The organism is Romboutsia faecis (genome assembly GCF_014323405.1).
Lineage (GTDB): Bacteria > Bacillota > Clostridia > Peptostreptococcales > Peptostreptococcaceae > Romboutsia_E > Romboutsia_E faecis.
In genome coordinates this window covers 44,293-62,782 of sequence record NZ_JACRWE010000008.1, presented here as the reverse complement: position 1 = coordinate 62,782, position 18,490 = coordinate 44,293, and the positions used below count along the sequence as shown (strand labels likewise).

18 protein-coding genes are annotated in these 18,490 nt (G+C 26.2%); 6 read left to right on the top strand and 12 right to left on the bottom strand.

From position 1 onward, the window contains the following. Window positions 1–134 precede the first annotated feature (134 nt). Window positions 135–572 (top strand): hypothetical protein, encoded by a 438-nt coding sequence (locus tag H8923_RS14180; protein ID WP_153972591.1) that lies wholly within the window; start codon window positions 135–137, stop codon window positions 570–572. A 104-nt stretch (window positions 573–676) separates the two neighbouring features. On the opposite strand, the gene H8923_RS14175 is transcribed toward H8923_RS14180, so the two are convergent. The 9 genes from H8923_RS14175 to H8923_RS14135 form a co-directional block, all read right to left on the bottom strand. Further along, window positions 677–1,024 (bottom strand): BMC domain-containing protein, encoded by a 348-nt coding sequence (locus H8923_RS14175; RefSeq protein WP_153972590.1) that lies wholly within the window; start codon window positions 1,022–1,024, stop codon window positions 677–679. 28 nt (window positions 1,025–1,052) lie between these two features. Beyond that, window positions 1,053–1,484 carry a EutP/PduV family microcompartment system protein gene (locus H8923_RS14170; RefSeq protein WP_153972589.1) on the bottom strand — a complete coding sequence of 144 codons (432 nt, stop codon included), beginning with the start codon at window positions 1,482–1,484 and terminating at the stop codon, window positions 1,053–1,055. 4 nt (window positions 1,485–1,488) lie between these two features. Next, window positions 1,489–1,836, bottom strand: coding sequence for an ethanolamine utilization microcompartment protein EutS (eutS, locus tag H8923_RS14165; protein ID WP_153972588.1), 348 nt, complete (start codon window positions 1,834–1,836; stop codon window positions 1,489–1,491). A 110-nt stretch (window positions 1,837–1,946) separates the two neighbouring features. Continuing rightward, entirely contained in the window at window positions 1,947–2,486 is a 540-nt protein-coding gene (locus H8923_RS14160; RefSeq protein WP_153972587.1) for a flavodoxin domain-containing protein, read from the bottom strand. A gap of 126 nt (window positions 2,487–2,612) precedes the next feature. After that, window positions 2,613–4,628 (bottom strand): FtsX-like permease family protein, encoded by a 2,016-nt coding sequence (locus tag H8923_RS14155; protein WP_153972586.1) that lies wholly within the window; start codon window positions 4,626–4,628, stop codon window positions 2,613–2,615. Beyond that, window positions 4,618–5,382, bottom strand: coding sequence for an ABC transporter ATP-binding protein (locus H8923_RS14150; protein WP_153972662.1), 765 nt, complete (start codon window positions 5,380–5,382; stop codon window positions 4,618–4,620). Before H8923_RS14150 ends, H8923_RS14155 begins: the two co-directional genes overlap by 11 nt. A 206-nt stretch (window positions 5,383–5,588) precedes the next feature. Further along, window positions 5,589–6,479 carry a sensor histidine kinase gene (locus H8923_RS14145; protein WP_330596678.1) on the bottom strand — a complete coding sequence of 297 codons (891 nt, stop codon included), beginning with the start codon at window positions 6,477–6,479 and terminating at the stop codon, window positions 5,589–5,591. 122 nt (window positions 6,480–6,601) lie between these two features. Beyond that, window positions 6,602–7,273: a response regulator transcription factor gene (locus H8923_RS14140; RefSeq protein ID WP_153972584.1), complete on the bottom strand. Its 672-nt coding sequence runs from the start codon at window positions 7,271–7,273 to the stop codon at window positions 6,602–6,604. A gap of 112 nt (window positions 7,274–7,385) precedes the next feature. Beyond that, window positions 7,386–9,638 (bottom strand): glycoside hydrolase family 3 protein, encoded by a 2,253-nt coding sequence (locus H8923_RS14135; protein WP_153972583.1) that lies wholly within the window; start codon window positions 9,636–9,638, stop codon window positions 7,386–7,388. A gap of 147 nt (window positions 9,639–9,785) precedes the next feature. Between H8923_RS14135 and H8923_RS14130 the strand changes: the two genes are divergently transcribed. Beyond that, the gene (locus H8923_RS14130; RefSeq protein ID WP_153972582.1) at window positions 9,786–11,021 is read left to right on the top strand and encodes a helix-turn-helix domain-containing protein; all 1,236 of its coding nucleotides are present in this window, start codon (window positions 9,786–9,788) and stop codon (window positions 11,019–11,021) included. Between the two features lie 58 nt (window positions 11,022–11,079). Here H8923_RS14130 and H8923_RS14125 read toward each other — a convergent pair whose 3' ends face one another. Next, window positions 11,080–12,162, bottom strand: coding sequence for a tetratricopeptide repeat-containing glycosyltransferase family 2 protein (locus H8923_RS14125; RefSeq protein WP_243139985.1), 1,083 nt, complete (start codon window positions 12,160–12,162; stop codon window positions 11,080–11,082). Window positions 12,163–12,385: 223 nt separating this feature from the next. Here H8923_RS14125 and H8923_RS17550 point away from each other — a divergent pair, with 223 nt between their 5' ends. Continuing rightward, a complete protein-coding gene (locus tag H8923_RS17550; protein ID WP_263457713.1) occupies window positions 12,386–12,901 on the top strand; it encodes a type III PLP-dependent enzyme domain-containing protein in 516 nt (171 codons plus the stop codon). Continuing rightward, the gene (locus tag H8923_RS17545) at window positions 12,889–13,614 is read left to right on the top strand and encodes a type III PLP-dependent enzyme domain-containing protein (protein WP_263457712.1); all 726 of its coding nucleotides are present in this window, start codon (window positions 12,889–12,891) and stop codon (window positions 13,612–13,614) included. Before H8923_RS17550 ends, H8923_RS17545 begins: the two co-directional genes overlap by 13 nt. Window positions 13,615–13,685: 71 nt before the next feature. Here the strand turns inward: H8923_RS17545 and H8923_RS14115 are convergent, their stop codons facing one another. After that, window positions 13,686–15,311 (bottom strand): glycoside hydrolase family 13 protein, encoded by a 1,626-nt coding sequence (locus H8923_RS14115; protein ID WP_153972581.1) that lies wholly within the window; start codon window positions 15,309–15,311, stop codon window positions 13,686–13,688. A 193-nt stretch (window positions 15,312–15,504) separates the two neighbouring features. On the opposite strand from H8923_RS14115, the gene H8923_RS14110 reads away from it, so the two are divergent. Beyond that, complete coding sequence (locus H8923_RS14110; protein WP_153972580.1) at window positions 15,505–16,404, top strand: helix-turn-helix domain-containing protein; 900 nt, start codon at window positions 15,505–15,507, stop codon at window positions 16,402–16,404. A 61-nt stretch (window positions 16,405–16,465) separates the two neighbouring features. Here the strand turns inward: H8923_RS14110 and H8923_RS14105 are convergent, their stop codons facing one another. After that, entirely contained in the window at window positions 16,466–17,686 is a 1,221-nt protein-coding gene (locus tag H8923_RS14105; RefSeq protein ID WP_153972579.1) for a patatin-like phospholipase family protein, read from the bottom strand. A 189-nt stretch (window positions 17,687–17,875) separates the two neighbouring features. Here H8923_RS14105 and H8923_RS14100 point away from each other — a divergent pair, with 189 nt between their 5' ends. Then, complete coding sequence (locus H8923_RS14100) at window positions 17,876–18,412, top strand: flavodoxin domain-containing protein (protein WP_317982882.1); 537 nt, start codon at window positions 17,876–17,878, stop codon at window positions 18,410–18,412. Window positions 18,413–18,490: the final 78 nt, after the last annotated feature.

The following is an 18,490-nucleotide window of genomic DNA, read 5'->3' as shown; positions in this document are numbered from 1 at the left end:
TTGTTACATACATTTATATAATCTAATATACTTTCCCACCATTTACCTACAGTATTCTTTTATAATAGATGTTAAAATGTTCTTAGGGTTTATTAAATAACTATTATAAACATACTTAATTGGGGGTTTAAACTGTGAACACTAACCATTTTATTTTATCAAATGATGCTTTTGTTTCAAAGGTACATAATTCTATATGCAGTAAATGTGGAAATAATGAATTAGTAAATTTCGAATCTAAAGCAAATGCTTTGTATTTATATTGTAATTCTTGTAAAGATAATAAAACTATTTCTATGAAACAATCTACTTTAGATATAATTTTATATGATATTAAAAATACATTAGAGTCTCTTAGTGAAAGTTTGCTATCAAACTTAAAAATTGAGATATTAAAAAACAAAGAAAGTAAAAATGTAAGTTTATTTGTTAATTATATAAAAATAAATGAACTAAGTTTTGAGTATAGTTTATCTGACAAAGAATGCTATCATCTTAAAAATACAATATTATACTTAATAGATGACTATACTGATACTTCTAATAAAGAAATTTATATCAATTTAAAGTAGTATCCTATTATTTATATAAATACTTATAAGCATATTTAAATTTCTAAAAGCCTACTAAAGATTATAAATATATTTTATAACTTAAAGTAGGCTTTTATCTTTATTTAAGATTTAGTTATTTTTGTAGTTGAAAAGTTTAAAGTACTTTCTAAAGTAATTAGTATTTGCTTAATTGCAGATTCAACTGATGTTAAGTCTCCAGTAATAACTAAGGATCCACTAAATCTATCTACAAATCCTAATGATACTCTTGAAGATTCTACTGCAGTATTTGCAGCAATCATTGCCGTTTCACTTGGTGTTATAGTCAATACTCCAATAGCCCCTCTTTTTTCAACTATAAGACCTATTTTTTGATATAATTCTTCTCTTGGGTTTGCTATTATATGAGCCAGTGTTACTTGCTTCCCAGGAACTGATTCTTGTATAATCCTTTGCCTTTCCTCAGTCATCTAAAATCCCCCCAATTCTAAGCCTTAATTAAATAATATTTAAATATTTTACAAGATCATCAATACCTATATTCTCTATTGTATCTACTTTAAATATTCTGCTAACACCTGCTAAATTTAATCTATCACAAGCTAACTTGATAGACTTTTCATCACCTTGCGAGATTTTAGTTATAATTCCTATTACATCCTTACAAAACATAGTAGCAAAACCCGGAGCTATGTAATTTTCATGCTGAGTACAGTCATAAACCAATGCTACAATTTTTGCATCTGCTGCTGTAGTTGCTAGTGATGTGTACATCCATCTATTTTCCATAAATTCCCCTGGAGTATCAATTGCATCATTATATATTTCTACTGATTGTGTCTTTCTATATTTCAACTCTAAATCATCTAGTTTTTGGCATAAAGTAGTTTTCCCACTACCAGTTTTCCCCATGAATATTATCTTTTTCATTATTTTATGACCTCGTTATATTTGTAGTTGTAAAGTTTAATGTATTTCCTAATATCATAATAACCTTATTTAATGCTGATTCTACAGAACTTATATCACCAGTAATAACTAATGACCCACTAAATCTATCTACAAAACCTAATGATACTCCAGAAGCTTTTGTCGCAACATCTGCTGCTATAATAGATGCTTCACTTGGAGTTATTGTTAATACCCCTATTGCATCTCTTTTTTCTACTACAAGCCCTATTTTTTGATATAGTTCTTCCCTTGGGCTTGCTATTATATGTGCAAGTGTTACCTGCTTGCCAGGAACATATTCTTGTATAACCCTCTGTTTATCTTCTCCCATTGTATTTTCATCTCCTTATCCCCTATCATCCTAGTAAATTACTTATATATTGTCATTGTAACACAAATAAGTCAAATAATTTAATGGAATTTACTTATATATATCTAACTTTATTCTTTATAATTTTGATTAATATATTCAACTAATGGCTTTAAATATTCTTTACAAGTCCAGTCTTGAGAATCTTCTGTACTTTCAATAAAAGCTTTTTCCCAATCTTCATAATCTAACTCATTTTTTTTACTAATTAATTTTTTCAATAATAGTATTAAGATCTTATCTCCTGATTTAATTTTTCTGTCATCAAAAGCTCCTCTAAAATAAAAACATGGTATATATTTCATTTCATTAGGAAAGTTATTTCCTTTTATTTCAAATATTATTCCTGTATCAAAAGGTGATGCTCCCACTGCAAATACAATAATTTTTTTATCTTCTAGATATTTATAATTATTCTTAATAAAAGAAAATCCTGCTATGCCTGTAATATATAATCCGCCTCCATAAATTATGGTATCATATTTTTTTAAATCATTTATAGATACATCCGATTTTTTATACAAATCTCCACCAATTTCTTCATAAAGCCACTTTGCATATTTTTCTGTACTTCCATATTTTGATTGATATATAATTGCAGTATTTACCATAAGATCAATTCCTCCTTATATACCTTTTTTCACTTCATTTTATTTATATTCCTCATACTATATAAATAAGTATACTTTTAAAATAAAAAAATTATAGGAAATTAATATCCTATAATTTTTTATTTTTTATGAGTTTTTAATTATATTTTTATAGCCTGTATAAGTAGCATAAAAATATCCCATGTATATTACTATAAATATACCTCCTGTTATAAGGGATGATAACCCTATGTCTGGCTTACCAAAAGCAGATATAAAATCACTAACTACCTTTATACCTACTACAGAATGTACAAAGGCTAAGGCCAATGGTAGAGTAAAATATATAAGTGTTTGAATAAATATTGTTTTATTTATCATTTTATCATTTGCACCTATTCTTTTAAGTGACTTATATCTATCTATACTATCACTAGCTTCTGAAAGTTGTTGCAATGATAAAACAGCCATACTAGAAATTAAAAATACTATTCCTAAATATATTCCTATGAATATTATTATTGTAGTCATCCCTTTATTTTGTGAATAAACTATATCCTTTGTGTTTCCTATTATAAACCCAATTTTTTCATTTTTTATTTTACCATTAAAGAAAGAGTTAAATAAACTCTCATACTTTTTCTCAGCTTTTTCTCTATTATTTTCATCATAATTTACATTAAGATAATTCGCTGATATTTTTGCATCTAGCATATTAAATATATCATCATTTACTACTATTGATATTAAGTTGTCTGTATAACCACTTGTTCTTGTTGAATCCGTTATTACCTTTTTATTTTTTACTATAAATGTTTTATTATTAAGATCTATTTTATTATTATTATTTAATATTGAATTAACATTATCTACAATTTGAGAGCTATTAGATGTAACTAAGACTTCATTACTTTTTAAACTTATTGTCTTTTTATTTGCTAACTCCATAATTTTATTATATTCAGATTCCTTTACTACATATAAAGAAAGTTCTCTATCTTTAGATAATTTATTTAATTGAGATTGGCTTATATGCTTTTTAAAAGCATTCTCTAGGTTTGTGCTTATACTGTATTCATTGTAATAAGCATATTTTTCATTATCATCAAATTTAAATTTTAATTCTTTTAAACTTTTCTCTATGTCTGTATTATCTTCAGGGCTCATATACATTATTGCAGTTGCATCAAATGGTGTAGTTTGTTCTAAGCTTTTTTCTAAAGCATCTTTAAAACTTAATCCAGTTGACAGCATTACTATAGTTAAAAATAACATTAAACATATTACTGACATAGACATAAAATTCGTATTTATTTTATTATTTAATTGTTTAACTATGAAAATATTTAAATTTTTAAAATAAATAGTTTTAGATTTTTTTATTATATTAAGTCCAAATCCTGCCAAACTAAAGAATAATAATATAGTTCCTAATACACCTAATAAAAATGTTATTGTAAAATCTAAATCTAATGTTATGCCATTAGTTAATATCATGCTATACGCTTTTACTATACATACCATTCCTAATATAAAAGTTATTATATATATAATCGGATTTTTTACTTTTATATCCTCATTTTTCTTTGAAGAGTTTAATAGGTCTATAATTTTATATTTTGATATTGTAAAAGTATTTAAAATAGTAACTAAAATAAATATTATTCCAAAGTAAAGTATTGTTTTTCCTATTGCTTTAGTTGAAATTACAAATCGATACTCACCCATTGAAACATCAAATAAATTACTTGTAAATACTGATAATCCTTGAGATAGAGCAATACCTAATATTAAACCTCCTAATAATGAGATAAAACCAACTAGCATAGTTTCAAAAGTTAATATCTTAGATATTTTTTGTTTTCCCATTCCTAATGTCATGTATATTCCTAATTCTTTTTTACGCTTTTTTATTAAAAAATTATTTGCATAAACTATAAGACAACCTAATATACCACTTACAAATACAGAAATATAAGAAATTATATTAAGAAGTAAGTCTAAATTTTCAGATTCATTTTGATTTAATTCAAGTATGGCTTTTTGAGATTCTATAGAGTTAAAGCTATAAAAAATACAAACTGCTAAGGTTAGCGTTAAAAAGTATATACTATAGTCTTTAAAACTCTTCTTTACATTGCCAATCGCTATCTTAGAATACATCCTCGTCACCTCCAAGTAATGTGACAACATCTATTATTCTATTGAAAAACTCTTTTCTTGTATCGTTTCCTTTTATAAGTTCATTGAATATTTTCCCATCTTTAATAAATAATATTCTATGAGCGTAACTAGCTGTAAAAGCATCATGAGTAACCATTAATATAGTTGCTTTTAAGTCTTGATTTAAATATTCAAATCTATCTAATAATAATCTAGATGATTTTGAATCAAGTGCCCCTGTAGGCTCATCTGCTAATATTAATGATGGGTTTGTAACTATAGCTCTAGCTGAAGCTACTCTTTGTTTTTGTCCTCCTGACATTTGGTATGGATATTTATTTAATACTTTCTCTATATCTAGATTTTTAGCAACTTTTTTTATTTTATCATCAATTTTTGATGAATCTTCGCCTTTAATAGTTAAAGATAAAGCTATGTTTTCATATGCAGTTAATGTATCTAAAAGATTAAAATCTTGGAATATGAATCCTAACTCATTACGTCTAAAATTATCTAAGTTTTTTGACTTTAATTTTGTTATATCTTGATTATTTATGATTATATTTCCGTTTGATACTTTATCTATTGTAGATATGCAGTTAAGTAATGTTGTTTTACCACTACCACTTGGTCCCATTATTCCAACAAATTCACCTTCATCTACTTTAAAAGTTATATTATCTATAGCTTTTGTTATATTTTCTTTATTACCATAATATTTTTCTATATTTTCTACACTTAGTATATTTCTCATTATTCTCATTATTTTTCTCCTCACTTCATATTAAAGTTTGTTTTCTATAAACATATTTTATACCTTTTTCATAAAAAAAAAATTACATAATATATAATCTAAGCTTACACTTTCGTAAGAATAGTAAAATTAAATATTAATAATTTATCCAAATATAAAAAGAGCTGTATATATAACTTTTATATACAGCTCAATCTAATAATTATTTATTTTACTAACGTCCTATTCTTATCATATGGAAATGCTAAACTAATTTTAGTGCCTTCATTCTCTTTTGATATTAGATTAATCCCTATTCCAAGCTTATCGCATAGTTTTTTACATATATATAGTCCCATGCCAGTTGATCTCCCAAACTTTCTTCCATTATTTCCTGTAAATCCTTTTTCAAATACTTTCCTTATATCCTTATCCGTTATTCCTACTCCATTGTCTTCAATTGTTAATATTGTATTATTTTCATTTTTTATTAAATTTATGCTTATCTTAGGGGATATTTTTACCGAATACTTTATTGAATTTGATATTATTTGATTAATTATAAACTCAATCCACTTTGAATCAGTATAAACATTTTCATTTATATCATCTAAATTAATACTAATTTTTTTATTTATAAAATCACTAGCATTTTTCCTTATTACATTTTTTACTACTAATTCTAAGTTAACACTCTTTACTATATAATCTTTATTTACATCATTTATTTTTGAATAGTACAATACCTGCTCCACATAATTTTCTATGTTCTTTATCTGTTCCTTTATACCTAAAGGCATAATATCAATGTTGTTTTCAATAAGCAACAATGTAGAAGCTATAGGTGTTTTTATTTCATGTATCCACATCTCTATATATTCTTCATATTCCTTTTGGATATTTTTATAATAATTAATACTTTCTCTCATAGAACGATTTGTTTCACTTAACAAGTCATATAATATCTTTCCTTCTGCAAAATCTGGCTCTTCTATTATTTCTGATAATAGATACTTTTTATCTAAACTATCACATATACTAACTACATTTTTATAGTACTTATTAAATTTTATAAACTCTAAAATAATATAAGATATAAGCGGTAAAAACCATAACATAAAAATTACTATTATAAATTGAATACTAATATTCGTATATATAGAAATGATAAAAACTATAAAAAATAGTATAAGGTTTATTATTAAAAATAGTGACTTATCCTTTATATATTGTAATATTGTCATTTAATCATATACCCCAATCCTCTTTTAGTTTCTATATAATCCTCTAGACCTATTTCACTTAGCTTTTTTCTTAATCTATTAATATTTACAGATAATGTATTATCATCTATGTATATATCTGAATTCCACATATAATTCATTAAAGAATCTCTTGATACTATTTTTTCTTTGTTTTTTATAAGATAAGATAAGATCTTAAGCTCATTTTTGCTAATTTCTAATGTATTATCAAAAGCTTTTATTATACCTCTTGATAAATCTAATTCTAAATCCCTTATACTAAGTATATCTGAGTTTTCCATATCTGCGTAAGCTCTTTTTAATACAGCATTTATATGAGCTAATAATATTTGAGTGTTATATGGTTTTGTAATAAAGTCATCTGCACCCAAATTCATGCTCATTAATTCATCAATTTCACTATTTCTACTTGTTACAATTATTATAGGAGTGCTTATATCTTTTCTTATTTCCCTACAAATATAAAATCCATCAAATACAGGTAAATTGATATCTAATAATATCAAATCTGGTTTTGCTGATTTAATATCATGAATTATATTTTCAAAATTATCTGGTGCTATAACTTCATATCCATATTTTATAAGCAAAGAAGTTAACTCTTCTCTTATCATCTGAGTATCTTCTATTATCATCAATTTCTTCATGTTATATCTCCTTGTGAATTCTTTTTTATAAGTTTATCATTAATATCTATATTATTAAATACTAAAAAAAAATCAAGGTATAATATTCAATTACACCTTGATTTTTATTTAATTATCTCTTTTTATATTTTTTAACTCTATCATCATTAATTACTCCATTAAAATCAAGCCCATATGCAAAATCATATGTATTTCCTAATTCATCTTTATAGCACATCATATCATGCGCTACATCTTCATACTGATTTTCAACGGTTTCCATATTTAAAGGCATATTAAATGGTAATAACCCACTTGGATTAACAGCCCCAGAAATAACATCCATAATTGCTTGAGTTTGAGCACCAAAATCTACAATTATCCCATCAACATACTTTTCAAACTCGGCTACTATTGTAGGGTTTGTTAAGTTTAAGGATATAATCAAAGGCTTATCTCCTATGGCTTTTTTAGTTTCTAATATTATATCTAAGTCTGCTTCATTGCTTGCATAATTTGTTTTTCCTAAGTAAGTTCTATTGTTAGACTTTTCTAATGGGTCTCCTCCTGCTATACTTTCTTTTCTTGAATTTGTAGCAGTATACGGCCTATACTGTAAACTAATTGGTAAGTAACCTTCTTCTTTCGTATAGCCCACAGTCTTTGGAGATTCTATAAATACTATTGAAAAATCTGCTTTGTTTATATCTTCTACTACATTAAAATACTTTTCCACTATGTACTTATTTACTGGTTCTACTTCACTAGATGGGATTATATTTCCAAACCAATCTTTACTTTCCTTTACTCTTCTTTTTGGTATATATACATTTTTTCTTTCTTTTATTGGTAAAAATCTATTTTTATTCTTTAACATTATCAAAGATTTTAGCTGCGCATCATATCCTGCTTCCATGAATTTTGGATTACCTACTATCTCTTGAGATTTATCTGGTTCTACATAAGGGTTTTCAAATAGTCCAGTTCTAAAGATATTAAGAAGTAACCTTATTGCAGACTTTTCAAATCTCTTACGCATAAATTCTTCCCCAAACTCTTTAACTCCCATTTCATAAGCCTTAATAATAGGTAGAACTTCATTATTTCCTCCAAATTGATCCACACCCGCTAATAAAGCCTTGTAATGCCTCTCTTCTTCAGAAAGATTTTCAACACCCCAACATTTACCTGATATAAATGCATCCACTACGTGATTATCCTTAGTTATCATCCAATCTGTACAAACAACACCATCATACTTATACTCTTCTCTTAATAAGTCACTAATTATATATTTATTGAATGAATTCCCTACATTCTCTCCATTTTTCTTATCTTGATTGTAAGAAATTGTGTAATAAGGCATTACTGCAGAAGCTTTTTTAGTTTTTCCTCTTAGTTTGAATGCTCCTTCCGTAAATGGTATTAAATGTTCATCAAAATTATTACCTGGATATACTGCATATTTCCCATAAGCATAATGTGCATCTCTTCCACCTTCGCCGCTACCGCCACCTGGCCAATGTTTAACCATTGCGTTTACACTTTCATATCCCCATCCATCTTTTATTTCATAACCGCTTGATGAGTTTTGGAATCCATCACAGTATGCCTCTGCTAAGTCTCTTGATAAAATTGGATCTTCTCCAAAAGTACCGTTAAATCTCATCCACCTTGGCTCAGTTGCTATATCTACTTGTGGTGATAGTGCAGTAGCTATACCTAAGGCTCTGTATTCTTTTGATGCTATATCTCCAAATCTTCTAACTAGCTCACTGTCAAAAGTTGCTGCAAGTCCAAGGGATTCTGGCCATTTTGAAATGTCCCCCCCAGACCCTGCATTAAATTCGGTATCTGCACTTGTACCATGCCTTGGGTCAGTACTAATATTTACAGGTATGCCTAATCCAATGCCTTCTACAAATGTTTGTACATTATTATTCCATTTAGCTGATATTTTTGCATTATCTACTCTAGTTAACAATACATGCCTTAAATCATCATTTAATAAAAACTCCTTTTGTTGATCAGTTAAATCGCTAATATGTGCATCACTTTCATCTATTTTTTTTCCATTATATGTTCCCGAGAAAGCTTTAGAAAAAAAGTCATTTCCTGTTGAAACAGCTTGATGTGCACTATATAGCATAAGACCTGCTATTTGTTTTACACTCATTTTAGATGCTAAGTCTTTAGCTCTTTCTTCTACAGGTAGTCTCCAATCTTCGTACTTTTCTAATTTTCCGCTTTTACTTAAATTTTTAAATGCAAATCCATCTTTCTCAATTATTTTAATTCCTGACGCAGGTGAATAAGCTATATTTTGCCCTCCATCGTTTATTATAATGTTGTATCCCTCTTTATTTACTTCTTTCCATTTTTTCATAATTTCCCCTCTCCATTTATAACATCTATTTTATTATATAATCTTTTAATATTGCTTTTTTCCTTGCATAAATATTATCATTAATTATAATAGCTTTTTTGTATTATTATTACTTTTTTATAATTATTATGACATAAGGAGATATAAATGGTATCATCAAACAACATTAACCAAAACATAGACTTTATTTTTGATATTATATTTGATACTCTAGGTTTACCACTATATTTTTTTGATAAATTTGGAACCTTAAAATTATCAAAATCTAAATACTACAATATAAATAACGAAACTTTTAGCATATTACCAAAACTATTTGAATTGAATACGTATAACCCTATACCAGTTATTAAGTCTACAATTTATATGGAGAACTTTTTATCTATTAGTATTTTAATAAATAACGAATTTTATGGAACTTTAATTCTAGGACCTTGTCTATACGCTCCAATTACTGAAGAAAATATAAAAAGTATCTTATCTAATAATGTCTCCATCTATGATAAGAATACTTTATTGAAATACTATAGCTCCTTACCTATAAAAACATTTAGTGAATTAGTAAATATTTCGATACTTACATATTATCTTATTTACAATAAGAAACTAAATTTTGAGTCTGTACTTAAAGAAAATTATTATAACGACAATATAATCAATATAATTAATAAAAATATAGAGCTTTCTGCTTCATTATCTAGGCAAAATGACGAATTTCATCATTCAATAGTTCATGAAAAAACAATTATGGATTGCATAAGAAATGGAAATAAAGAAAAACTACTTAGAATAATGAGTGAACCCTCAGAAGGCAACTATGGTATCTTAGCAAAAAACAATCCCATGAGATCTCTTAAAAACTTATTGATTACCTCTGCTACATTACTAACTCGAGCTGCAATAGATGGAGGTATGGATACAGAGATTGCATATACACTTAGTGACTCATATATTCAACTAATTGAAGAATTTAATACAGTCAATGATTTAAATAATTTAAGGATTACTATGTCTTGTGACTTTGCAGATAGAGTAAGTAATTTAAAGTATATTAATTATCCTAAAACTATTACTCATTGTATTTCTTACATTCATAAAAATATATATAATAGTATTTCATTGGAATCTATTTGCAATCATCTTAATTTTAATAGTAGTTATATATCAAGATATTTTAGAAAAGAAGTTGGTGTTACAATAAGTGAATTTATTTTAAAAGAAAAAGTAGAAGAAGCAAAACGACTTCTATTATCAAGTGACTATTCTATCTTGGAGATATCAGTATTGCTAAATTTTAATGATCAAAGTTACTTTACTAAAATATTTAAAAGATTTACTAAAACTACACCTAAAAAATATAGAGATACAAATAAAATTAAATAACTTTATATTTTTTATCATATAAAAATGACGATATAGTAATATACCGTCATTTTTTACTTTATTCTCCTAATGATAGATTAACTTTATCCTTTAGGAACTCTCTATTATTTTTAACATATTCATCATCTTCTTTATATTTTGCTGCCATTTCATTACATATATATGCTTCTTCCATATTTCCCATTCTAGAATAACATACACAAAGTTGAATCCAAGGCAAATAAGTATACACCTCATGATTTATTAAGCTAGCACTTGCATCCTTAGGTGCCGAATTCAGTGCAAGTCTGTACCAATATATAGCTACTTCTAATTTATTTTCTTCTAAAAATTTGTATGCTAACCTACAGCAAAAATCTGCCCTTGGAACATCATATTCAAATGATTTTAAAATGTACTTTAATTCATTTTCTTTATCATTCTTGTACATATAACAATCTGCTAGTTTATAACATGCTGTTTTTACATCCTCTACCCAGCCTTGTTTTGTCTTAATAAATTTTACATACTGTTCTATTGCATCATCATATCTACCATTATCATAAAGCTCATTTCCATAGTATAAGATATCTCGAATACTTAGTTCTATTCCTGATGATATTTTTTTCTCATAAATTTCCAAATTTCTACTAGTGTATTCTTTATCTTTTTTATGGACTATATTTATATCGGATTGAATAATATTACCATATACTTCTAGGTATTCATGCACATATCCAATCCATCTAAAATTTCTACTTCTCTTTACTAATCTATTTCTTTTTAGTGAATATATACTATTTCCATATTTATCTACCTGTAGTACATAATTCATCATAACAGAGTCTACAGACTGATCTAGATTTACTTTTAATTCTTCAAGTTTTTTTACATCATCATCTTCCAAGATATCATCAGCATCAAGCCATAATATATAATCTTTTGTAGCTTTTGAAAACGAATAGTTTCTAGCCTCTGCAAAATCATCTATCCATTTAAATTTATATACTATTGCTCCTAAGTTTTCTGCCTTAGCTACAGTATTATCAGTAGAACCAGTATCAACTATTATAATTTCATCTACTACATTTTTAACACTATTTAAACATCTATCAATAACATTTTCTTCATTCTTAACTATCATACATAAGCTTATTTCCATAATATCCTCCACAATTCAATATCCTTAGTTGGATTTAATCATTATATTATATTCAATTTATATTATATTTTGTTACTCGAAAAATACAGTTTTTTAGGTTTATCTTATATTAAATAATTTTGAAGGTTGAATTATGTAAAATGTAAAGATACAATTATTTTATATTAAATAAATTATATATATTAAAATAATAAAATAAATTTTAATCTGGAGGGAGAGTTTTATGGTGAGTAATTTTAATGTTATTAGTAGTTTAATGAATAAATATGAAAGACCTTTTTATATATACGATGAAAAGGTTATAAACAATCAAATTAATATATTATCAAAAAAATTACCAGGGTTTGAGTTCTTATATTCTATAAAAGCTAATCCTTATTATCCTGTTGTAAATTTTATAGCGTCTAAGGGGGTTGGTGCAGATGCAGCATCATCTGAAGAGGTACTAATATCTCAAAGAACTGGTCTATCTTATGAAAAAATATTATATTCTGCTTCTGGTAAAACCTATAACGACATTGAAAAAACTTTAGATAAGTCAATAATAATAGCAGATAGTTATAACGAATTAGCTATAATTAATAAAATTGCAAAACAAAAAAATATTCATGTAAAAGTCGGTCTAAGAATAAATCCTGATTACAATATGGATATTGGAAAAGGAGAAAGCAGTAAATTTGGTGTAGATGAAGAAACACTTACTAGTAAAAAACATTTATTGAAAGCTTGGATAATATAAGCATAGTTGGAATTCATGTACATATACGTTCCCAAGTTCTTGATTATGATAAATTATATAAGTATTATGAAAACGTTTTTGGGTTAGCTATATTCTGCAAAGAAACAATGAAATGGGAACTTGAATTTATTAACTTTGGTGGAGGACTTGGTATAGTTTACTCATTACTTAATGATAATCCGCTTAATTTAGATGCTCTTAGCTACGAATGTAATTCACTTATATCAAAATTTAAAGAATATCTTAATGTAAGACTTATAATTGAAACTGGTAGGTTTCTAGTGTGTGAATCTGGTCAATATGTTACTCATATAGTAGATATTAAAGAATCTAGAGGCAAGAAATATCTCATAGTTGAAAATGGACTTAACGGTTTTCTAAGACCATCAATTGTAAGCTTAGTTGATACTTATGCCCATGATGACCTTAATCCTAAATCATATGAACCTTTCTTTACAACAAGAGATGCCTTTGATTTTTCTATTGTAGGAAAAGATTCTTCCAATATAGAAAATGTTGATTTAGTAGGTAATTTATGTGCAGCAACTGATGTAATGGCTAAAGATATAATGCTTCCAAAAGCAAGCGTGGGTGACATAGTAGTAGTGTCAAGAGCCGGTAGTTATGCATATTCATTAACACCATTATTATTTACAAGTCACCCTCTACCTTTACAATTTTATTTAGATAGTAATGGTAAAATTTTAAATTAGTTTAAAATTAAAATGGCCTAAAAGATAATCTTTACATATATCTTTTAGGCTATTTTTACTTCTATATAAAATTATTTAACTCTGTACATAATAGCCTCATAAGGTCTTAACTTTAAATTTCTTAAGTTAGTACTAGAATCGCTATAATTACTCAATAATATTTCTAAATCCTCAAAGCCATATTCATAATTAAATTTAGCTTCATTTTCATAAAAGTTACAAACAACTAATATAGTATCATCATTTAACTTTCTAGTATAAGCAAATATATTATTGTCTTCTTCACATAATAAATTATAATCGCCATATACAATAGTTTCATTATTTCTTCTTATTTCTATTAGTTTTTTATAGTGATAAAAGATAGAGTTTTTATCTTCCAAGCAATTCTTAGCATTTATATATTTATAGTTTTCATTTATATCTATCCATGGTTTTGAATTTGAGAATCCTCCATATTCACTATCATCCCATTGTATTGGGGTACGAGCATTATCTCTTCCTTTTGCATAAATAGATTCCATTATTTCTTCATGCTTATACCCCTTTGCTATTCTTTCTTTGTACATATTCAAACTTTCTATATCGTTATAATCTTTTATACTATTAAATTTCACATTAGTCATTCCAAGTTCTTCTCCTTGATATATATAAGGGGTTCCCTTCATACCATGTAAAAGTGTAGCTAACATTTTTGCACTTTTAACTCTATACTCTTTGTCATTTCCCCATCTTGAAACTATCCTTGGCAAATCATGATTGTTCCAAAATAAACTATTCCAACCTTCATCTCCTAAGGCTGTTTGCCACTTAGATAATGCTCTTTTCAAATCTAGTAGATTTAATGGCTTTAAATCCCATTTTTCTTCTCCTTCTTGATCTAACATTATATGTTCAAATTGAAATATCATACTAAGCTCATTTCTAGCTTGATTTGAGTACATTTTTCCTATTTCTGGAGTTGCCCCCCAAGTTTCTCCTACTGTCAATAAGTCTTTATCCTTTAGAGATTCTCTATTCATTTCTTGTATATATTCATGTAATTTAGGTCCATTTGCGGTTATTTTATTATCTGGTAATTTACCAATCAAATCTATAACATCCATTCTAAAACCGCCTATACCTTTATCAATCCAATAATTCATCATTTTATAAACTTCAGTTCTAACTTTAGGGTTCTCCCAATTCAAATCAGGCTGTTTTTTACTAAATAAATGTAAATAATATTGATTAGTTTCTTTATCTAGCTCCCATGCACTTCCACTAAATATTGAATCTAAATCATTTGGTTCTTTATCGTTAAAACCATCTCTCCAAATATAATAGTCTCTATACTCATTATTTTTAGACTTTTTAGCTTCTATAAACCACTTATGTTCATCTGAAGTATGATTTACAACTAAATCCATTACAATTTTTATTCCTCTTTTATTCCCTTCATCTAAAAGCCTATCCATATCATCCATAGTTCCAAATTCATCCATTATGTCACAATAATCGCTTATATCATATCCATTATCGTCATTTGGAGATTTATAAACTGGACTTAACCATATTACATCTATACCAAGCTCTTTTAAATAATCTAATTTTTCTATTATTCCATTGATATCTCCAATACCATCATTATTACTATCTTTAAAACTTCTTGGATATATTTGATAAACTACTGAACTATGCCACCACTTTTTTTCCATAAAGCATCCCCCTTTTTATTACTTATTTAAATTTAAATAGATTCCATACATTCTATTTAATAATTAAAAATGTAATATATTGAAAATAGTACAATATTAACTTACAATCATATTATATAATTTATATTAAGTATAATACTTGCACTATTTTATTTATTAATAACATTATTTTAACTTGTTAAGGAGATTAAATATGAATATAGAAAATCTTAAAGAGAACTCAACACATGGAGACACATTTTTTCCTTTACGTGTTTATTATCAAATTGATACTAAAGGTGAGTTTTCAGTACAATATCATTGGCACGATCAAATTGAGATAATTTATATAGAAAAAGGAGAATTTAATATTACTGTAAATAATAATGATATTATAGGTAGACCTGGTGATTTATACTTTATAAATAGTGGAGATTTACATGAAATTCATGTAAGAGAAAATAAACCCTCTCTACATCATGCTATCGTTTTTAAACCAGAAATATTATCTTTTGAACTATTTGATCATTGCCAAAGTTGCTATATTACACCTATTTTAAATGGTAAATTAAAATTTCCCATCTCAATTGATCATAATGAATACGTAAAAAGTAAAATAATATATGAATTTAATGAAATTGCAGAAAATTATGATAAAAAATCTTTAGGCTGGTCAATTTCTATAAAGGCTTCTCTTCTTAAGATTCTGACTTTCTTAATCGAATCAAATTGCCTAATTGAAAAAGATAAATTAAATTCTAATAATAAAGATAAATTTAATATATTAAAAAAAATAATTTATTATATACAAGAAAACTATAATAGTAAAATAACAATAGATGAATTAGCTAAAATAGCAAATATGAGTCCTCAATACTTTTGTAAGTTTTTCAAATCTATGGTTGGTAAAACAGCTATAGAATATATTAACGAGTATAGAATAGAAAAAGCATGTAAAATATTAAAAACTGAAGATGTTAAAATAATGAATGTTTGCTTCTCTGTTGGATTTGATAACTTTAGTTATTTTATAAGAAAATTCAAAGAATATAAAAAATGTACACCATCTAAATATAAATCTAACTTTGAACTTAACATAAAAATAGGGATGTAAGATAAAATCACCTTAAATCCCTATTTTTATACATTATATATTATATGCATATATTTTATAATTATTTGGTTTTAAAATTTTCTATAGGTAAAGTATCTAAGACTACGTATGCTAATTCATCTAACATATGGCTACCTAGTAACTCTGAAACCAATTTTTTGAGATCTCTTAAATGCCTTCTTTTTCTTTCATCTCTACTTTCTATTGGTGAAGTCTTTTCTATTGAATCTATAAAATCATTTATTGAATAAATATTATATTTTTCAACACTTTTCTTCTCGGCAATTACTTCTAATAAACCTATAAATATTTCTTCATGGGTTGCTGTATTTGGTAATTTTAGTAAATCTGCAATGGTTGGAATAATTTTTTCAAATAACATTCTCTTACTATCCATCTTAGGTACTTTTAAAGTTTCTCCCATCTGTAAAATAACATTTTCTGGTATATTATTTAATATGTTAAGAAATAACTCTGCATCAGATGATTCAATATAATATTTTCGCCCTTTTAAATTTTTTATCATTCTTAGAGCATCAAAATAGCCTAAGGTAATATTCCTTCTTATCAAGTCATTATCAAAAATCAAAGCATTTCCTAAATCTTCTGAAGCTAAAATACTTCTTATTTTTGTGTCTTTATTTACTATATTTGTAAATTTATCGCTTTTAGATGTTCTAATTGCAATTATATCATTATATCCTTTTCTAATTAATAGGTTTACTGGACAATTATCATAAATTCCTCCATCAATATAGTATTTTCCATCAATAGGATATAACTTAAAACCTGGGAAATTTGCACTTGCCATTATGTAATCTCTTATCTTACCAGCAGGTATATTCTCTTTATATACTTCTACAGGATTAAAATCAGGTATTGATACTGTTACCATTCCAAAATCTATATTAGATGCTCTTAACTTATACTCATCTATATTGTCATACAATACTCTTCTCATCTTACTTGTATCTATTCCTCTATTTTCAATAAGATTTATAGTTTTGCTAGATATATATTTTATAGTATCCTTGGTGATTCCATTGTGAACAATATTTCTCATATATTCGTCTTCTATATCAAATAACATGGATGGCTCCATATTAATCCATAAATCATAAGCCTTTTCAAAATCTCCTTGACATATCAGTGCTCCATTGAATGCTCCAATAGATGTCCCAACTACTCCATCAAACTTGTATCCATTTTCCAAAAGAGCCTTGACTGCACCTATATGAAAGGCCCCTTTTGCCCCTCCTCCTTCTAGTGCTAATCCTAGCATTTGGTTACCTCCCTATACTATAATTCTTGTATTTATTTTATAGTATAATCTATATAACAAATTAATTACTAAATTTTAAAAATCTTTATTAATTTTAATTTCTTTTTTGTAGCATTTGAGATATTCTTTATATATACCATAATATATCTATTAATTTTCTTCTTAGTTTCAGCTGAGTTTTCAAAGGGGGTGTTATCTATAGAAACTATAGTTATATATAAATCAAAAACTGGGTTTACTAAAAGATATGCTGAATTCATAGCCGAAGATTTAGATGCAGAAATATATGAATTACAAGAGATAAAAATTGAAGATATAAATAAGTACGATACAATAGTTTATGGTGGTGGATTATATGCTGGCAGTATAAATGGTATTGACTTTATAAATAAAAATATTGATAATTTTAAAAAACATAAAATTATAGTTTTTGCTACAGGCTTATGCACTGGTAGTGATGATGAAGTTAATAATATTAAAGATTCCAATTTTAATAAAGAACAAATAAAGAATATCGACTTCTTTTATTTAAGAGGAGGATTTAATTTTAATACTCTTACTATATTAGATAAAATTCTGATGATATTGATGAAGTTGAAATTAATGTTTAAGAAAAATTTAAATAATGATGAAAAAAGTATGTTAAATGCATATGACCATCCAGTTGATTTTGTAGATAGAAAAAATATTTCTAAATTAATTAATTCTGTGACTATCAAAATCTAACTTTTTAATTTTACTTATGATAATTTATAGTTACTTTTATATAACAATGTCTCAGTATAAATTTACTGAGACATTTTA